The sequence below is a fragment of the Streptomyces sp. RFCAC02 genome, from assembly GCF_004193175.1.
Taxonomy (GTDB): Bacteria; Actinomycetota; Actinomycetes; order Streptomycetales; family Streptomycetaceae; genus Streptomyces.
Genome location: NZ_SAUH01000001.1, coordinates 2,752,800 through 2,770,283, shown reverse-complemented (window position 1 = coordinate 2,770,283; position 17,484 = coordinate 2,752,800). Strand labels below are relative to the sequence as shown.

The 17,484-nt window shown below is 74.7% G+C and carries 15 protein-coding genes and 2 pseudogenes; 11 read left to right on the top strand and 6 right to left on the bottom strand.

Annotation, left to right across the window (positions count from 1 at the left end; all coding sequences use genetic code 11):
* The first annotated feature begins 117 nt into the window (after window positions 1–117).
* The 5 genes and pseudogenes from EMA09_RS12870 (at window position 118) to EMA09_RS12850 (ending at window position 4,971) form a co-directional block, all read left to right on the top strand.
* Window positions 118–1,667: pseudogene (locus EMA09_RS12870) on the top strand (uroporphyrinogen-III synthase).
* A 33-nt stretch (window positions 1,668–1,700) separates the two neighbouring features.
* On the top strand, window positions 1,701–2,720 hold the full coding sequence (hemB, locus tag EMA09_RS12865; protein WP_129841202.1) for a porphobilinogen synthase: 1,020 nt from the start codon (window positions 1,701–1,703) through the stop codon (window positions 2,718–2,720).
* On the top strand, window positions 2,717–3,052 hold the full coding sequence (locus tag EMA09_RS12860) for a YnfA family protein (RefSeq protein ID WP_129841201.1): 336 nt from the start codon (window positions 2,717–2,719) through the stop codon (window positions 3,050–3,052). Before hemB ends, EMA09_RS12860 begins: the two co-directional genes overlap by 4 nt.
* Before the next feature lie 18 nt (window positions 3,053–3,070).
* Window positions 3,071–3,871: an SDR family NAD(P)-dependent oxidoreductase gene (locus EMA09_RS12855; protein WP_129841200.1), complete on the top strand. Its 801-nt coding sequence runs from the start codon at window positions 3,071–3,073 to the stop codon at window positions 3,869–3,871.
* Complete coding sequence (locus EMA09_RS12850) at window positions 3,868–4,971, top strand: serine hydrolase domain-containing protein (protein WP_129841199.1); 1,104 nt, start codon at window positions 3,868–3,870, stop codon at window positions 4,969–4,971. The genes EMA09_RS12855 and EMA09_RS12850 overlap by 4 nt, the downstream gene beginning before the upstream one ends.
* 9 nt (window positions 4,972–4,980) lie before the next feature.
* Here EMA09_RS12850 and EMA09_RS12845 read toward each other — a convergent pair whose 3' ends face one another.
* Window positions 4,981–5,376, bottom strand: coding sequence for a cupin domain-containing protein (locus EMA09_RS12845; RefSeq protein WP_129841198.1), 396 nt, complete (start codon window positions 5,374–5,376; stop codon window positions 4,981–4,983).
* 51 nt (window positions 5,377–5,427) lie between these two features.
* On the opposite strand from EMA09_RS12845, the pseudogene EMA09_RS12840 reads away from it, so the two are divergent.
* Window positions 5,428–6,419 (top strand): annotated as a pseudogene (locus EMA09_RS12840) (helix-turn-helix domain-containing protein).
* A 42-nt stretch (window positions 6,420–6,461) separates the two neighbouring features.
* Here the strand turns inward: EMA09_RS12840 and argS are convergent.
* Window positions 6,462–8,225, bottom strand: coding sequence for an arginine--tRNA ligase (gene argS, locus EMA09_RS12835; protein ID WP_129841197.1), 1,764 nt, complete (start codon window positions 8,223–8,225; stop codon window positions 6,462–6,464).
* A gap of 180 nt (window positions 8,226–8,405) precedes the next feature.
* Between argS and lysS the strand changes: the two genes are divergently transcribed.
* The gene (lysS, locus tag EMA09_RS12830) at window positions 8,406–10,127 is read left to right on the top strand and encodes a lysine--tRNA ligase (RefSeq protein WP_129841196.1); all 1,722 of its coding nucleotides are present in this window, start codon (window positions 8,406–8,408) and stop codon (window positions 10,125–10,127) included.
* A 30-nt stretch (window positions 10,128–10,157) separates the two neighbouring features.
* On the opposite strand, the gene EMA09_RS12825 is transcribed toward lysS, so the two are convergent.
* The 4 genes from EMA09_RS12825 to EMA09_RS12810 all read right to left on the bottom strand — a co-directional run bounded on the left by EMA09_RS12825 (window position 10,158) and on the right by EMA09_RS12810 (window position 13,773).
* Complete coding sequence (locus EMA09_RS12825) at window positions 10,158–11,435, bottom strand: DUF2637 domain-containing protein (RefSeq protein WP_129841195.1); 1,278 nt, start codon at window positions 11,433–11,435, stop codon at window positions 10,158–10,160.
* Window positions 11,436–11,533: 98 nt separating this feature from the next.
* Window positions 11,534–12,340: a DUF3558 domain-containing protein gene (locus EMA09_RS12820; RefSeq protein ID WP_129841194.1), complete on the bottom strand. Its 807-nt coding sequence runs from the start codon at window positions 12,338–12,340 to the stop codon at window positions 11,534–11,536.
* A 67-nt stretch (window positions 12,341–12,407) separates the two neighbouring features.
* Window positions 12,408–13,124 carry a DUF3558 domain-containing protein gene (locus tag EMA09_RS12815; protein WP_240796369.1) on the bottom strand — a complete coding sequence of 239 codons (717 nt, stop codon included), beginning with the start codon at window positions 13,122–13,124 and terminating at the stop codon, window positions 12,408–12,410.
* Between the two features lie 61 nt (window positions 13,125–13,185).
* Window positions 13,186–13,773 carry a hypothetical protein gene (locus EMA09_RS12810; protein WP_129841193.1) on the bottom strand — a complete coding sequence of 196 codons (588 nt, stop codon included), beginning with the start codon at window positions 13,771–13,773 and terminating at the stop codon, window positions 13,186–13,188.
* A gap of 116 nt (window positions 13,774–13,889) precedes the next feature.
* Between EMA09_RS12810 and hemL the strand changes: the two genes are divergently transcribed.
* The 4 genes from hemL (at window position 13,890) to EMA09_RS12790 (ending at window position 17,483) form a co-directional block, all read left to right on the top strand.
* Complete coding sequence (hemL, locus tag EMA09_RS12805) at window positions 13,890–15,215, top strand: glutamate-1-semialdehyde 2,1-aminomutase (protein ID WP_129841192.1); 1,326 nt, start codon at window positions 13,890–13,892, stop codon at window positions 15,213–15,215.
* A gap of 172 nt (window positions 15,216–15,387) precedes the next feature.
* A complete protein-coding gene (locus tag EMA09_RS12800) occupies window positions 15,388–16,032 on the top strand; it encodes a histidine phosphatase family protein (RefSeq protein WP_240796661.1) in 645 nt (214 codons plus the stop codon).
* Between the two features lie 112 nt (window positions 16,033–16,144).
* Window positions 16,145–16,735: a TlpA disulfide reductase family protein gene (locus EMA09_RS12795; protein ID WP_129841190.1), complete on the top strand. Its 591-nt coding sequence runs from the start codon at window positions 16,145–16,147 to the stop codon at window positions 16,733–16,735.
* 7 nt (window positions 16,736–16,742) lie between these two features.
* Window positions 16,743–17,483, top strand: a complete 741-nt coding sequence (locus EMA09_RS12790; RefSeq protein WP_129841189.1) for a cytochrome c biogenesis protein CcdA — start codon at window positions 16,743–16,745, stop codon at window positions 17,481–17,483.
* Window position 17,484: the final 1 nt, after the last annotated feature.

Genomic DNA, 17,484 nt, shown 5'->3' with positions numbered 1-17,484 from the left:
CCCACCGCCGCACGCACCACACGCGCCCAGCCGCACGTCACCACGCAGCCGGCCGGCGAAGTCCACACAGCCCTCGGGCACGTCACCTTCCTCGGAGCGGGACCCGGTGACCCGGGTCTGCTGACGTTGCGCGCCGTCGACGCGCTGGCGCGGGCCGACGTGCTCGTCGCCGACCCGGAGGCGTACGAGGTCGTCCGCGGGCACGTCCGGCCGGAGGCCGACACGCCGCTGCAGGACGCCGCGGCGGCCGTCGCCGGTGATGCCGCCGATCTTGTCATGCGGTACGCGCGCTCCGGCAGGCGGGTCGTCCGTGCGGTCGCGGGCGACCCGGGCCTCGACGCCGACGCCGCCGCCGACATGCTGGCGCTGGCCGCCGAGGGCATCACGTTCGAGGTCGTGCCGGGGGTCTCCCACGCGGTGGGCGTGGCCGCCTATGCCGGGGTGCCGCTGCGCGGCTCCGAGGGCGGCGACGTGCGCTTCGTGGACGCCCCCACGGCCGACGAGCGCTGCTGGAGCGAGGTCGGCGCCTCCGACGCGACCGTCGTCGTCAGCACCTCCCTGGAGGCGGTCGGCGTGACGGCGGCGCGGCTGGTGTCGGCCGGCCGGAAGCCCGACACCCCGCTGTCGGTCACCGTCGCCGGCACGACGACGCGGCAGCGGACCTGGTCCGCGACGCTCGGCACCGTCGAGCGCGCCCTGAAGTCCGCGAAGGTCCTGCCGTCCCCGAGGGCGACCGGCCCGTCATAGCGGTCGTCGGGTCGGGCGGGGCGGCGGAGCGCCGTGAGCCGCTGTCGTGGTTCGAGTCGAAGCCGCTGTTCGGCTGGCAGGTCCTCGTGCCGCGCACCAAGGAGCAGGCGGCGTCGCTGTCCGAGCAGCTCAGGTCGTACGGCGCGGTGCCGAGCGAGGTGCCGACGATCGCCGTCGAGCCGCCGCGGACCCCGCAGCAGATGGACCGCGCGGTCAAGGGCCTGGTCACCGGCCGGTACGAGTGGATCGCCTTCACCTCGGTGAACGCGGTGCGCGCCATCCGGGAGAAGTTCGAGGAGTACGGGCTCGACGCGCGGGCGTTCGCCGGGATCAAGGTGGCGGCCGTGGGCGAGCAGACGGCGCGGGCGCTGCGGACGTTCGGCGTACGGCCCGACCTGGTGCCGAGCGGTGAGCAGTCGGCGGCCGGGCTGCTGGAGGACTGGCCGCCCTACGACCCGGTGTTCGACCCGATCGACCGGGTGTTCCTGCCGCGTGCCGACATCGCGACCGAGACACTGGTCGCCGGCCTCGTGGAGCTGGGCTGGGAGGTGGACGACGTGACGGCGTACCGGACGGTGCGCGCCTCGCCGCCGCCGGCCGAGACGCGGGAGGCGATCAAGGGCGGCGGGTTCGACGCCGTGCTGTTCACGTCGTCCAGCACGGTGCGCAACCTCGTCGGCATCGCCGGGAAGCCGCACAACGTCACGGTGATCGCGTGCATCGGCCCGGCGACGGCGCGGACCGCCGAGGAGCACGGCCTGCGGGTCGACGTCATGGCGCCCGAGCCCTCGGTGCAGGCGCTGACGGACGCGCTGGCCCAGTACGGTGCCGCCCGGCGGCTCGCGGCCCTGGAGGCCGGCGAGGTGCTGAAGCGGCCGAGCGAGAAGCGCCCGCAGCGCCGGCGGACCCGTACGCCGTAGCGCGCCGGGCGCGGGTGAGACGAGGAAGTTCCGATGATCGACCCGCAGGACCCGCACGACCCCCGCCGCCCGGTGGTCCGGCCCCGGCGGCTGCGGACCACGCCGGCCATGCGCCGGATGGTCGCGCAGCACCGGCTCGACGCCGCCGACCTGATCCTGCCGGCGTTCGTCCGGGAGGGCATCGCCGAGCCGGTGCCGATCGGGACGATGCCGGGCGTCGTGCAGCACACGCGGGACTCGCTGCGGCGGGCCGCCGCCGAGGCGGCCGGGGCCGGGGTGAGCGGCATCATGCTGTTCGGTGTGCCGGAGGAGGCGAAGAAGGACGCGGTCGGCACGCCGGGCACCGACCCGGACGGCATCCTGCAGCGTGCGCTCCGGGACGTGCGGTCCGAGGTCGGGGACGCGCTGGTCGTGATGGCCGACACCTGCCTGGACGAGGTGACGGACCACGGCCACTGCGGCGTGCTCGACGCGCACGGCCGCGTCGACAACGACGCGACGCTCGCGCGGTACGCCGAGATGGCCGTGGTGCAGGCCGAGGCCGGCGCGCACGTGCTCGGCCCCAGCGGCATGATGGACGGCCAGATCGCCGTGATCCGGGCGGCGCTCGACGCGGCCGGTCACCGGGACGTGGCGCTGCTCGCGTACACCGCGAAGTACGCGTCCGCGTTCTACGGGCCCTTCCGGGAGGCCGTGAACTCGTCGCTGACCGGCGACCGCAAGACGTACCAGCAGGACCCGCCGAACGCCCGCGAGGCGCTGCGCGAGCTGGAGCTCGACCTCGCCGAGGGCGCCGACATGGTGATGGTGAAGCCGGGCCTGCCGTACCTGGACATCCTGCGGCAGATCGCCGACGTCTCGCCGGTGCCGGTCGCGGCGTACCAGATCTCCGGCGAGTACGCGATGGTCGAGGCGGCGGCGGAGCGCGGCTGGCTGGACCGTGAGCGGGCGATCGAGGAGACGCTGATGGCGTTCCGCCGCGCGGGCGCCGAGATGGTCCTCACCTACTGGGCCACCGAGTTCGCGCTGCGGCTGCGGGCCGGCCGGGGATGACGGTCGCGCGCTCGGTCGCGCTGTTCGTGCTGGCCGCGCTGTGCGAGATCGGCGGGGCGTGGCTCGTGTGGCAGGGCGTGCGGGAGCACCGCGGCTGGCTGTGGATCGGGGCGGGGCTCGCCGCGCTCGGCCTGTACGGGTTCGTGGCGACGCTCCAGCCGGACGCGGAGTTCGGGCGGATTCTCGCCGCGTACGGTGGTGTCTTCGTCGCCGGGTCGCTGGCCTGGGGCATGGTGGCGGACGGTTTCCGGCCGGACCGGTGGGACGTGATCGGCGCGCTGATCGTGCTGGCCGGGGTCGTGGTCATCATGTATGTGCCACGAGAGCACTGAGGTACGCGGGAGGCACCTGTGTCCACGACGCCCACCCACTCACCGGGACCTGCGGGTCCCGCCGCGGCGACGCCGGTCGCCGTCGTCACGGGGGCGAGCAGCGGCATCGGCGCCGCGTCGGCGCGCCGCCTGGCCGCCGAGGGCCACCGGGTGGTGCTCACCGCCCGCCGCGCCGACCGGATCGGGGCGCTGGCCGCCGAGCTGACGGCGGCCGGGCGGCGGGCCGAGGCGTACCCGCTCGATGTGACGGACCGGGCGGCGGTGGACGCGTTCGCCGCCTCCCTGGACCGCTGCGACGTGCTGGTGAACAACGCGGGCGGTGCCCTCGGCATGGACGCCGTCGCCGACGCCGACCCGGCGGACTGGCGCACGATGTACGAGGTCAACGTCCTCGGCGTCCTGCACGTGACGCAGGCGCTGCTGCCCGCGCTGACGGCCTCGGGCGCCGGGACCGTCGTCGTGATCTCCTCGACCGCCGGGCACGGCGTGTACGAGGGCGGCGCGGGCTATGTCGCGGCCAAGCACGGGGCGCACGTCCTCGCGCGGACGCTGCGCCTGGAGATCGTGGACCGGCCGGTGCGGGTGATCGAGATCGCGCCCGGCATGGTGCGGACGGAAGAGTTCTCCCTGGTCCGGTTCGGGGGCGACGCGGAGCGCGCGGCCAAGGTGTACGAGGGGGTCGCCGAGCCCCTGACGGCCGACGACGTGGCGGACACCGTGGCGTGGGCCGTGACGCGTCCGCCGCACGTGAACGTCGACCTGCTGGTGCTGCGGCCCCGCGCCCAGGCGTCCAACACGAAGGTGCACCGGCAGGCATGACGGAGCTGCGGCCCGGTACGCCGGCGGAGGCGGGACTCGCGGCGGACGCGGTGGCCGGGATCGTGCCCGCCCTGGAGGCGTTCCTGCCGGGCGGCCGGGAGCCGGAGCCCGCGTACCCCGGGTTCGTGGTGCTCGCGGCGCGGCACGGTGTCGTCGTGGAGCACGCTGCGCGCGGTTCCGCCGTGCGGCACGGGGGCGCGCGGGTGCCGATGCGGACGGACACGGTGTTCGACCTGGCGTCCCTGTCGAAGCTGTACACGGCGGTGGTGGCGGTGGCGCTCGCCGAGCGCGGCGCGCTGGACCTGGACGCGCCGGTCGCCCGTCACCTGCCCGGCTTCCCGGCCGGGGTGACGGCGCGGCGGCTGCTCACGCACACCGCCGGGCTGCCGCCCGTCATCGACCTCGCGCCCTTCCCGGACGGCGCGGCGCGGCTCGCGGCGATCGCGCGGCAGCCCCTGACCGAGGGGTACGCGTACTCGGACCTCGGCCTGATCGCGCTCGGCGCCCTGTGCGAGGCGGCCGGCGGGCGGGACCTCGCCGCGCTGGTCGCCGGCCTCGTCACCGGCCCGCTCGGCCTCACCGACACCCGCTACCGGCCGCCGGCCGCCCTGCTGCCGCGCGTCGCGGCCACCGAGGAGCAGCCGTGGACCGGCCGCCCCCTCGTCCACGGCACGGTGCACGACGAGAACGCGTACGCGCTCGGTGGCGTCGCCGGGCACGCGGGGGTGTTCGCGACCGCGTGGGACGTGGCGGTGCTCGCGCAGACGATGCTGAACGGCGGCTCGTACGGCGGGCGGCGCGTCCTCGCGGCGGCGTCGGTGCGGGAGATGCTGACCGACCACAACGCGCACCTCGGACCCGGGGCGGCGCGCGGTCTCGGCTGGCAGCTCGACCAGCCGGACTGGATGGGGGACCTGGCGTCGCCGACGGCGTTCGGGCACACCGGGTTCACCGGGACGAGCGTCGTCGCCGACCGGGCGACGGGCACGCTGCTCGTCCTGCTGACGAACCGGGTGCACCCGACGCGGCACCGGGGCACCGGCCACGCGTGGCGCCGGGCCGCCGCCCGCGCGCTGGCGCGGGCAGCGGCGGAGGCGTGACGGGCGGGCTCAGCTTCCGAGCGCGTGCCCGGTCGTCACGTCGATGTGGTCGGGCACCTCGTCGTGGCGGTCGCCGACGGTCGGTGTGCCCGTGGGCTCGAACATCAGGATCTCGGCGCGGACGGGGGCGTACGGCCGGTGCTCCGTGCCCCGCGGGACGGTGAAGACCGCGCCCCGGGGGAGCCGGACCGTGCGTTCCCCGGCCGGCTCGCGGAGCGCGATGTGCAGCTCCCCGTCGAGCACGAGGAAGAACTCGTCGGTGTCGTCGTGGGCGTGCCAGAGATGTTCGCCCTCGAACTTCGCGACACGGACGTCGTAGTCGTTGACGCGGGTGACGATGCGGGGGCTCCACAGGGCGTCGAAGGAGGCCAGGGCCTCGCGCAGGAGGATGGGTTCGCTGTCCATGGAGCGATGCTCGCCGGTGGGCGCGGCCGGCGGGAGTGCTAGGAATCTCATATGCCGCACCATTCCTCTCACACGGTTCCCGCGGCCGTCCCGCACCGGGTCGTCGTCATCGTGGACCAGAACTCCAACCCGTTCGAACTCGGCTGCGCGACCGAGGTATTCGGGCTGCGCAGACCCGAGATCGGCCGGGACCTCTACGACTTCCGCCTCTGCTCCCCCGAACCCGACACGGTGATGCGGGACGGCTTCTTCACCCTCACCGGAGTCGCGGGGCTGGCGGCGGCCGACGCGGCGGACACGCTGATCGTGCCGAACCGGCCCGATGTGGAGGTGCCGCGCCGCCCCGCCGTGCTCGACGCCGTCCGGCGCGCCCACGCGCGCGGTGCGCGGCTCGTCGGGTTCTGCAGCGGCGCGTTCACCCTCGCCGAGGCCGGGGTGCTCGACGGGCGCCGCGCCACCGCGCACTGGCGGTGGGCGGACTCCTTCCGCGCCAGGTTCCCGGCCGTCCGGCTGGCGGAGGACGTGCTGTTCGTCGACGACGGGGACATCCTCACCGCCGCCGGCAGCGCCGCCGCGCTCGACCTCGGGCTGCACATCGTCCGCCGCGACCACGGCGCGGAGATCGCCAACTCCGTCAGCCGGCGCCTGGTCTTCGCCGCCCACCGGGACGGCGGCCAGCGGCAGTTCATCGAACGCCCCGTGCCGGACGTCCCCGACGAGTCCCTCGCACCGGTCCTGGCCTGGGCACAGGGGCGGCTGGACACGCGCTGACGGTGACCGGCCTCGCGGCACGCGCCGCCGTCAGCCCGGCGACGCTGCACCGCCGCTTCCGCGCGGAGCTCGGCACCACGCCGCTGGCCTGGCTCACGCGGGAACGCGTCGCGCTGGCCTGCCGGCTGATCGAGCGCGGCGAGGCGCGTTTCGAGGTGGTCGCGCGGCGCAGCGGACTGGGCACCGCCGCCCACCTGCGGACCGTGCTGCGCCGGGAGACGGGGCTCACGCCGTCGGCGTACCGGCGGCGCTTCGGCCCCGGGACCGGGTAGCGGCACCGCCCTCCCGGGGGCCGGGAGGGCGGTGGCGGGGGATCAGAGACGCTCGGGCGCCTCGATGCCCAGGAGGGCGAGGCCCTGCGCCAGGGTGCGCGCGGTCAGCTCGCACAGGAACAGGCGGTTCGCCACGGTCGCGGCGTCGTCGGCGGACAGCACCGGGCACTGGTCGTAGAACGTGGTGAGCTGCGACGCGAGCCCGTACAGGTAGGCCGCGAGCTTGTGCGGCTCGTACGTCGCGGCGACGGCCTCGAGGGTGTCGCCGAACTCGTCCAGGTGCAGCGCGAGGGCGCGCTCCGCGGGGGCGAGCGCCAGCTCCGGGTGCGCGGCGGCCGCCGGGGTGTCCTGCGCGGCCGCGCGCCGCAGGATCGACCGGACACGGGCGTGGGCGTACTGGATGTAGACGCTGGTGTCGCCCGTGAGGGAGACCATGCGGTCCAGGTCGAAGACGTAGTCACGGGTCCTGGACGTCGACAGGTCCGCGTACTTGACCGCGCCGACGCCGACGTCGCGCGCCCGCGCCGCCGCCTCGTCGGCCGGCAGGTCGGGGGCCTTCTCCGCGACGACCCCGGCGGCGTGCTCGACCGCCTCGTCCAGCAGGTCCATGAGCCGCACCGTCTCGCCCGAGCGGGTCTTGAACGGCTTGCCGTCCTTGCCGAGGACCGTGCCGAACGGCAGGTGGTGCGCGACCCCGTCGGGCAGCCAGCCGGCCCGCCGCGCCGTCTCGAACACCATCTTGAAGTGCAGGGCCTGCCGGGCGTCCACGATGTACAGGACGGTGTCGGCGCCGAGGACGCCGACCCGGTTGCGGATGGCGGCGAGGTCGGTCGCCGCGTACCCGAAGCCGCCGTCCGCCTTGCGGACGATCAGCGGGACGCGCTCCCCGTCCGGGCCGCGCACGTCGTCGAAGAAGACGCACAGCGCGCCGTCGGACCGCACGGCGACGCCGGACTCCTCCAGCTCGTCGGACAGCGCGGCGAGATCGGCGTTGTACGCGGACTCGCCGACGACGTCCTCGTCGGTCAGCAGCACGCCGAGCCGGTCGTAGACCGCGTTGAAGTAGAGCTTGGACTCGTCAACGATCCGCTGCCACAGGGCGCGGGCCTCCGGCTCGCCCGCCTGCAGGTCCACGACGCGGCGCCGCGCCCGCTCCTTGAACTCCGCGTCGCCGTCGAACACGGCGCGGGCGTCCCGGTAGAGCCGGCCGAGGCGCGACATGGCGGCCTCGCCCGCTCCCTCGCCGCCCTCGTGGTCCAGCTCGCCCGGGTGCTCGGTGAGGTACTGGATGAGCATGCCGAACTGCGTACCCCAGTCACCGATGTGGTTGCGGCGGATGACCTTCTCGCCGCGGAAGTCCATGATCCGGGCGAGGGTGTCGCCGATGACGGTCGACCGCAGGTGGCCGACGTGCATCTCCTTGGCGACGTTCGGTCCGGAGTACTCGATGAGCATGGTGCCGGGGGCCGCGGCGAACGGGACGCCGAGCCGCTCGTCGGCCGCGCGCCCGGCGAGGGTGCGCACCAGCGCCTCGTCGGTGAGCGTGATGTTGAGGAAGCCGGGCCCCGACACCTCGATGTCCCGGATGAGCCCCTCGGTGTCCACCTCGGCGGCCACGCGGGCGGCGAGGTCGCGCGGGTTCCCCTTGAGGCGCTTGGCCAGCGCGAGCAGCCCGTTGGCCTGGAGGTCGGCGCGGTCGCTGCGGCGCAGCAGCGGGTCGGCGCCGGCCGCCTCGGGCAGTGCGGCGGCGAGGGCGGCGGACAGGCGCTGATGGACGGAGCTGCTGAGGGAGGGGACCGCGGTCATGGGCGCCAGTATCCCACGGGCGGCGGACGCCCCCCGGGTGGGAGAATGGGGGGCGGACTCCCGCCCGGCCGGTGCCGCGCCCGGCCGCCGTCCGGACGTCCGCCCGGCCGCCGATGGACGCGGTCGGCGGAAGAGCCCGGTCACAGAACAGCCCAGTCACAGAGAAGGAAGTGCGACACCGTGCCCCAGACCACCCCGGAGACCGCGGACTGGGTCTCCCGACTCGCGGACGAGGTCATCGCCGAGGCAGAGCGCCGCGCGCCCGGCAAACCCGTCGTCTGCGCCTCCGGAGTGAGTCCTTCCGGCCCCATCCACCTGGGGAACCTGCGGGAGATCATGGTGCCGCACCTCGTCGCCGACGAGATCAAGCGGCGGGGCGTCCCGTGCGAGCACATCCTCTCCTGGGACGACTACGACCGGTTCCGCAAGGTGCCGGCCGGTGTCGAGGGCGTCGACGCCTCGTGGAACGAGCACATCGGCAAGCCGCTGACCGCCGTCCCCGCGCCGCCCGGCAGCCTGTACCCGAACTGGGCAGAGCACTTCAAGGCGCCGCTCGTCACCGCCCTCGGCGAGATGGGCGTCGAGGTCCGCCAGATCAGCCAGACCGCGCAGTACACGGCCGGCGCCTACCGGGATCAGATCCTCTTCGCGATGCGCGAGCGGCGGCGGATCGACGCGGTCCTGGGCCGGTACCGCACCAAGCAGGCCGAGCAGGCCCCCGAGCCGTCCGGTGACGCGGCGGAGCGGGCGGCCGTCGAGGGCTCGGGCGCCGCCGGCGAGGACGACGGCAGCGGCGGCAGCGGCGCGTACTACCCGTACAAGCCGTACTGCACGGTCTGCGGCCGCGACACCAACACCGTCACCGCGTACGACGACGGGACCACCGAGCTGAGCTACGCCTGCGAGTGCGGCCACGAGGAGACCGTGAAGCTGGCCGAGCACACCCGCGGCAAGCTCGTGTGGAAGGTCGACTGGCCGATGCGGTGGACGTACGAGGGCGTCGTCTTCGAGCCCGCCGGCGTCGACCACCACTCGCCCGGCTCCTCGTGGGTCGTGGGCGGGCACCTCGTGCGCGAGGTGTTCGGCGGCGAGCGGCCGATCGGGCCGATGTACGCGTTCGTCGGCATCCAGGGCATGGCGAAGATGTCCAGCTCGCGCGGCGGCGTGCCGACGGCGGCGGACGCGCTGCGGATCATGGAGGCGCCGCTGCTGCGCTGGCTGTACGCGCGGCGCAGGCCGAACCAGTCGTTCAAGATCGCGTTCGACGGGGAGATCCAGCGGACCTACGACGAGTGGGACGCGCTCGGCCGCAAGGTCGCCGACGGCACGGCCCAGCCGGCCGACGTCGCGTCGTGGACCCGCGCGGTCGGCACGGCCGGCGGCCCGCTGCCGGCGACGCCGCACCCCCTGCCGTACCGCACCCTCGCCTCCGTCGTCGACGTCACCACCGGGGACGAGGAGCAGACGCTCCGCATCCTCGGCGACCTCGACCCCGCGCACCCCGTCCGCTCGCTGGACGAGACGCGGCCCCGGCTCGACCGCGCCGCCTGCTGGGTGGAGACCCAGATGCCCGCCGAGTCCCGCACCCGGGTGCGGCCCGAGCCGGACGCGGAGCTGCTCGCCTCACTGGACGACGAGCAGCGGGCCTCCCTGCGGCTGCTGGTCGACGGCCTCGCGGACCACTGGTCGCTGGACGGGCTGACGACGCTGGTGTACGGCGTGCCGAAGATGCGGGCCGGGCTGCCGGCGGACGCGAAGCCGACGCCCGAGCTGAAGGCGGCGCAGCGGGCGTTCTTCGCGCTGCTGTACCGGCTGCTCGTGGGCGGCGAGACGGGGCCGCGGCTCCCGACGCTGCTGCTGGCCGTCGGCGCGGACCGGGTACGGACGCTGCTGGGCGGCTGAGGCCGCCGGGAGCCGGGGGCGCCGGTGTCGTCAGACGCCGGTGCCCAGGTCGGCGTTGTAGCGCTCCTTGAAGCCGCGGGTGAACTCGCGGAGGTACTGCTCGCTCAGCAGCGCGCCGTCGGCGTCGGTGGTGCCGAAGCGTTCGTGGAGGAAGCGGGAGAGCTGGCGGGCGTTCGGGAAGTGGCCCTGCTCCAGGACGTACTGGCGGTAGGCGCCGTAGTACGCCTCAGCCTCCGCGGCGGAGAGTTCGGGGGCCGGTTCCGGCGGCTCCTGGCGGGTGGCCGTCGCGGGCGGTGCGCCGGCGACGGCCTCGGCTATGGACTCGGCGCCGGGCACCGTGCCGTTCGCTCCCGCCGGGACCGGGCGGGCCGCCTCCGGCACGCCGTCCGCGGGCGGGACACCCAGCGTGCGGGTCCTGCCGCCGGAGCCGACGGGGACGCGCGGGGCGGCCGGCTGGTTGTCCAGCCACCACGGGGCCTCGGGGCCCGCCTCCGGTGCCTCCTGCGGCTCCTGCGCCTCCCGCGGCTCGGGGCCGTACGGGCGGGCGACGGCCGGCGGTACGGGCGCGGGCGGGCGCTCCCCGGCGGCGGGCGGCAGGGCCTCGTGCCGCTCCTGCGGGAGGGCGAGCCCGGCCGCGGCGAGTCCGTTCTGTGCCGTCTCCTGCAGCGGGACGCCGTACCGCGCCAGCTTCAGCGGCATCCGCGCCTCGACCGGGGCGCGGCGGCGCCACGCCCGCCCGTAGTCGGCGCGCAGCCGCGCCTGGTAGACGAGGCGGTCGCGTTCCATCCCGATGACCTCTTCGTACGACCGCAGTTCCCACAGCTTCATCCGCCGCCACAGCCGGAACGTGGGGATCGGCGAGAGGAACCAGCGCCACATCCGGACGCCCTCCATGTGCCGGTCGGCGGTGATGTCCGCGACCCGGCCGATGGCGTGCCGCGCGGCCTCCACGGTGATGACGAACAGCACGGGGATGATCGCGTGCATCCCGACGCCGAGCGGATCGCCCCACGCCGAGGCGCCGTTGAACGCGATGGTCGCCGCCGTCAGCAGCCACGCCGACTGCCGCAGCAGGGGGAAGGGGATGCGCAGCCAGGTCAGCAGCAGGTCGAGGGCGAGGAGGACGACGATGCCCGCGTCGACGCCGATCGGGAAGAACGGCGCGAAGCCGCCGAAGCCCTTGCGTTCGGCCAGTTCACGGACGGCTGCGTAGGAGCCGGCGAAGCCGATCGCCGCGATCACGACCGCGCCGGCGAGCACGATCGCGACGAGTATCCGGTGCGCACGTGTGAGCTTGATCGCGGCCACCCGCGTCCCTCCCGACTCGACGGACGGCGGTGCCCGGTCGGTGGCACCGCCGGCCGTCAGCCTGGCACACGCGTCAAGGGGTGGGCACGGACGGGCCGTCAGCCGTTGCCGTCGCCGGACTCGTCCCCGGTCTCCTCGCCGGCCTCGTCGGCGGGCTTCTCCTCCTCGTCGGCGGTCTCCCCGGCGGCGGCCTGGTCCTCGGCCCACGCGTCGATCCGCTCGACGGCCTCGGCGGCGACCGCGTCGGCGGCCTCCTTCACGTCGCCGGCGCCCGGGACGTCGTCGCCCTCCATGTCGGTGGCGCTGTAGTCCAGGGTGATGACGAGGTTGCCGGTGCGCACGACGACCCGCTGCTGGCGGTACTCGCGCTCCTCGTCGTCCTCCTCGTCCTCGCCGGCCTTGGTGACCGTGTAGCTGATGGACGTGGCCTCGTCGCCCGCGCCCTCCAGGGCCTCGGCCGCCACGTCCGCGTTGGCCTCGTCGCCGGTGATCTCCTCGGCGGACTGCTGGAGGTAGCCGGCGGCCCGCTCGTCGCCGCTGCCCACGGCCGGCTCGGAGGCGAAGATCTTCAGCGCCACCGTCAGGGACCTGAACTGGTACTCGTCGAGGCCGGACCACAGGCACATCGCGGCGACGTCGGGGTTGACGGTCTCCAGCGTGCTGCCCTGCTCGGGGTCGGCCTCGGGCACCACGTCGGCGATGGTGTCCCCGCTCACGGCCGCGCACGCCTCGGGCAGTGCCTCGAACCGCACCGGTTCCGGGGTCGGCGCCACACTGGCCGGGGTCTCGCCGGCCGCGTCGTCGTCGCCGTCCGACGAGTCCGAGGAACAGCCGGCGACCAGCAGCGCGGGCACGGCTGCCCAGGCCAGCGCCCGGACGGCGAAGCGCGGTGCGTAACGGTCCATGGGTTTTCGCTCCTGTTGCGTCGGTGAAGCCGGCCCCGGAGGGGCGGCCCTGCCCGGGTGCGGCAGGTTACGCGTCGAAACCGTCCGCGAGCTGGCGCGCCACGGCACTGACCCGTTCCTGGAGCGGTTCGCTCGAAGGAACGTCGCCGGGCGCGCTGGTCGAGACGGCGTACTGCACAGTGACGATAACGTTCGCACTCCGGAACGTCAGATTGATCTCGCGCGTCGGGGCGCTGTCCTGGCCGGTCAGCCGGTCGTCCAGGAACGCCGCGCTGCCTATGCCGTCCAGGAGGCGGGGCGCCGTGTCACCGCCGCCGGTGCCGGTGCCGCCCGCGGTGCCCTCCGTCCCCGGAACGCCCGCGGCGTCGGCCCGTTCGCCGAAGTCGCGGACCGCCTGGTCGTCGTCGCTGACCGCCGGATCGTAGGAGACGACCCGCAGCATGTCCACGGAGAGACCGTACGTCTCGGGGGCGGACGCCGTCCGCCAGTCGCAGCCGACACGGCGGCCCGTGTCGTACGTCACGCGGCGGTCGCCCGCGTACGCCTGCTCGTCGCCGCCGGGCAGCAGCTCCCGCAGCGTCTCGGCCGGGACGGCGCCGCAGGGCTCGGGGAGGCGGGTGTACCGGCCGGGGCGCGGGGTGGGCACGTCCACGGCGCCGTCGCCGCCCGCGGCGGCGGGCTCACCGTCCCCGGGGCCGGCCGAACAGGCCGTCAGCCCGCCGGCGGTCAGCACCGCGACGAGCGCGGGGACCGCCGTCCGTGTGATGGTCGCGGCGCGCTGCACCGGGTGCCCTCCCTGCTCTCGGACCGGTGAACCGGCAGGGCACCATGTCTACCGCATGGCGTCAGGGCCAGACCAGGCAGTACGGCTGGTGGCCGGCCTCGTGCAGGCGGCGGGAGAAGTCCTGCCACTCGTGCAGCAGCCGGTAGACGCCGAACGCGTCGCTCGGCCCGCTGCGGTCGGGGACCGTGGACCAGATGAACGCCGCGGCGCCCACCGTCTCGTCGCCGATGCCGCGCAGGGGGTCGACCGCCGTTGTGGGCAACTTCACGACCGCGTAGTCGGGGTGGAGGACCACCAGCTCGAGCGGCGGGACCCGGTGCAGCGGGATGCCCTCGATGCCGGTGAGGACCATCGCGGCCATCGTCTCCGGCTTGATGCGGGTGAACATGCCCTGGCCCAGCTCGTCGCCGCCCAGCTCCTCGGGCCGCATCGACAGCGGGACACGGGCCGCCGTCGCGCCGTCCGGCGCGCCGAAGTACTTGTACGTCACCGCCATCCGGCCGCCCCTGGCCCGCGGGTCGAACTCGCCCGCCGCCGCGCCGTCGACGCCCCTGCGGCGGTGCCGGCCCCGGCGGGCACGCGCGCGCGGCCCCGCGGGCTCCGGCCCCAGGTCCCCGGTCCCCTCGCCCACTTCGCCACCGCGCTGCATGTCACCACCTGACTACTCGCGACCCCCGCCGCGCAACCGGATCATCGTTCCAGAGACCTCCCCCGTCTCACGGCGGTGAAACGCCCTGACACCGACCTGCGACGGCCTCTGTCACCATGGATCGCGTGACGCCATCCTATGCAGAAGCCCCAGTTTCGCAGACCCTTTTCGACCGGGCCGCCGCCGTGACCCCGGGCGGCGTGAACTCGCCGGTCCGCGCGTTCGGCGCGGTCGGCGGCACACCCCGGTTCATGGTGTCGGGCAGCGGCCCGTACCTGACGGACGCGGACGGGCGGGAGTACGTCGACCTGGTGTGCTCCTGGGGGCCGATGATCCTCGGCCACGCGCACCCCGAGGTCGTCGCCGCGGCACAGGAGGCGCTCACGCGCGGCACGTCGTTCGGCACGCCCACGGCCGGTGAGGTGGAGCTGGCCGAGGAGATCGTCCGCCGGGTCGCCCCGGTGGAACGCGTCCGGCTCGTCTCCTCCGGCACGGAGGCCACGATGTCCGCGATCCGCCTGGCGCGCGGCTTCACCGGCCGCGCCAAGGTGATCAAGTTCGCCGGCTGCTACCACGGCCACGTCGACGCGCTGCTGGCCGCCGCCGGCTCGGGCGTCGCGACGTTCGCCCTGCCCGACACGCCCGGCGTCACCGGCGCGCAGGCCGGCGAGACGCTGGTGCTCCCGTACAACGACCTCGACGCCGTGCGCGCCGCGTTCGAGGCGCACCCGGACCAGGTGGCGTGCGTCATCACCGAGGCCGTCCCGGGGAACATGGGCGTCGTCCCGCCCCTGCCCGGCTTCAACCAGGGGCTCGCCGACCTGTGCGCGGCGCACGGGGCGCTGCTGATCTCCGACGAGGTGATGACCGGCTTCCGGATGAGCGGCGCCGGCTGGTTCGGCGTCGAGGGGGTCGTGCCGGACCTGCTGACGTTCGGCAAGGTGATGGGCGGCGGCTTCCCCGCGGCGGCGTTCGGCGGCCGCGCCGACGTGATGGCGCAGCTCGCGCCCGAGGGTCCCGTCTACCAGGCGGGCACCCTCTCCGGGAACCCGGTCGCCACCGCCGCGGGCCTCGCGCAACTGCGGCTGCTCGACGGGACGGCGTACGCGCGCCTGGACGCGACATCGGCCGAGCTGCGGTCCCTCGCGAGCGGGGCGCTGGCGAAGGAGGGCGTGCCGCACGTCGTGTCGGCGGCGGGCAACATGTTCTCCGTCTTCCTCACCGACGGGGACGAGACGCCCGTCACCGACTTCGACGGCGCGCGGGCGCAGCGGGCCGACCGGTACACGGCGTTCTTCCACAGCATGCTGGAGCAGGGCGTGTACCTGCCGCCGTCGGCGTTCGAGGCGTGGTTCGTCTCGACCGCGCACGACGACGGCGCGATGGAGCGGATCGCCGGCGCCCTGCCGGCCGCGGCGCGCGCCGCGGCGGCGGTGGCGTGAACGCGCGGCGGGGAGACGGGCCGGGCACGGGCGGAGTACGGAGGACCGAGGGATGACGGACGAGCTGACGAGCGACCGGGGCGAGGACCGGGCGGACGGCGCGCCGCTGCGCACGGCCGCGGGCACGGACGGGGACGGTGACGGCGGGGGCGTCAGGACCGTCGTGCACGTCATGCGGCACGGCGAGGTGGAGAACCCGTCGGGCGTCCTGTACGGCCGGCTGCCCGGCTTCCACCTGTCGGACCTCGGCGTGAAGATGGCGGAGCGGGTCGCCGAGCACCTCGCGGACCGTGACATCACCGAGGTCGTGGCGTCGCCGCTGGAGCGCGCCCAGGAGACGGCCGCGCCCATCGCGCGGGCGCACGGCCTGGAGATCAGGACGGACCGCCGGCTCATCGAGGCGACCAACGTGTTCCAGGGCCGCACGTTCGGCGTCGGGGACGGCGCGCTGCGGCGGCCCGCGAACTGGCGCCACCTCCGCAACCCGTTCCGTCCCTCCTGGGGCGAGCCGTACGTCGACCAGGCCGTGCGGATGCGCAGCGCGCTCGACGCGGCGCGGGACGCGGCGCGCGGGCACGAGGCCGTGCTCGTGAGCCACCAGCTGCCCGTGTGGATCCTGCGGTCGCAGGTGGAGCACCGGCGGCTGTGGCACGACCCGCGGTCGCGGCAGTGCACGCTGGCGTCGCTGACGAGCTTCACGTTCCTCGGCGACGACCTCGTGGCCGTGACGTACACCGAGCCGGCCGGTGACCTGCTGCCCGCGCACCTGAAGGCGGGCGCGCGGCCGGTGAAGGGGGCCAAGGGGTACGGCGCCTGAGCCGTCCCCCCGAGGGCCGCGCGCCACCTCTCCCGCAAGCCCCCCACCTGGGACAAAAGCGGGACAAGGGGGGTGCGGAAGATCGCTCACCAGCGCATGGGAAACTTTTCACATGATCCAGTTCCGGGCTCTCGCCTCGGGTGTCGCCGGTCTCGCGGCATGCGTCCTGACGCTGACCGCGTGCCAGGGCCAGCAGGCGGGTTCGTCAGGTGACAACACGAACATCGTCCAGGGCTCCGGGGGGGTCCTCACGGTCGACCCGGAGGACCGGCAGACCCTGCCCGACATCAGCGGCGAGACCCTCGACGGCGACGAGCTGAGCCTCGCGGACTACCGGGGCGAGGTCCTGGTGCTGAACGTGTGGGGCTCCTGGTGCAGCCCGTGCCGCGGCGAGGCCCCGTCCCTCGTGGCCGTGGCGAACGACATGGCCGACGAGGGCGTGCAGTTCGTCGGGCTGAACCTGCAGGACCGCTCCCGGGAACCGGCGCTCGCGTTCGAGCGGACCTTCGACGTCCCGTACCCGAGCCTGTACGACCCGAACGGCGAGCTGCTGCTCGAGTTCCCGAAGGACAGCCTCAACCCGCAGGGCGTGCCGTCCACCCTCATCGTCGACCGGGAGGGCCGCATCGCCGTGCGCGCGCTGAAGGCCCTCACCGAGGAGGACCTGCGCGCCGCCCTCGAACCCGTCGTGGCGGAGAGCTGAGCGGGCGATGTTCAGCGAGACCATCCTCAGCGGTGCCCTGCTGCTGGCTCTGCCGGTGGCCGTCCTCGGCGGGCTGGTGTCGTTCTTCTCCCCGTGCGTCCTGCCGCTCGTGCCGGGCTACCTGTCGTACGTGACGGGGGTCGGCGGCGCCGACCTCGGTGACGCGCGGCGCGGCCGTCTGGTCGCGGGCGCGGCGCTGTTCGTGCTGGGCTTCTCGGCGGTGTTCGTGTCGTTCGGGACGCTGTTCGGCGAGTTCGGACGGAATCTGCTGCGGCACCAGGAGACCCTGAGCAGGGTCTTCGGCGTGCTGACGATCCTGCTCGGCATCACGTTCATGGGGCTGCTGCGCGGCTTCGGGCAGCGTGACCTGCGGCTCCACACCAAGCCGGTGATAGGGCTGATCGGCGCGCCGATGCTCGGGGTCGTCTTCGGGATCGGCTGGACGCCGTGCGTCGGGCCGACGCTGTCCGCGGTGCTGTCGCTGTCGTTCCAGCAGGCGACGGCCGCGCGGGGCGCGGTCCTCTCCCTCGCGTACTGCGTGGGGCTCGGGCTGCCGTTCATCGTGACGGCGTTCGCGTTCCGGCGGGCGCTGGGCGCGTTCACCTGGGTCAAGCGGCATTACGTGTGGGTGATGCGGCTCGGCGGCGGGATGCTCGTCGTCACGGGGCTGCTGCTGGTCACCGGCGTGTGGAACGACGTCGCCGCTGAGCTGCGCATCTGGACCTCCGGCTTCACGACAGGGGTGTGAC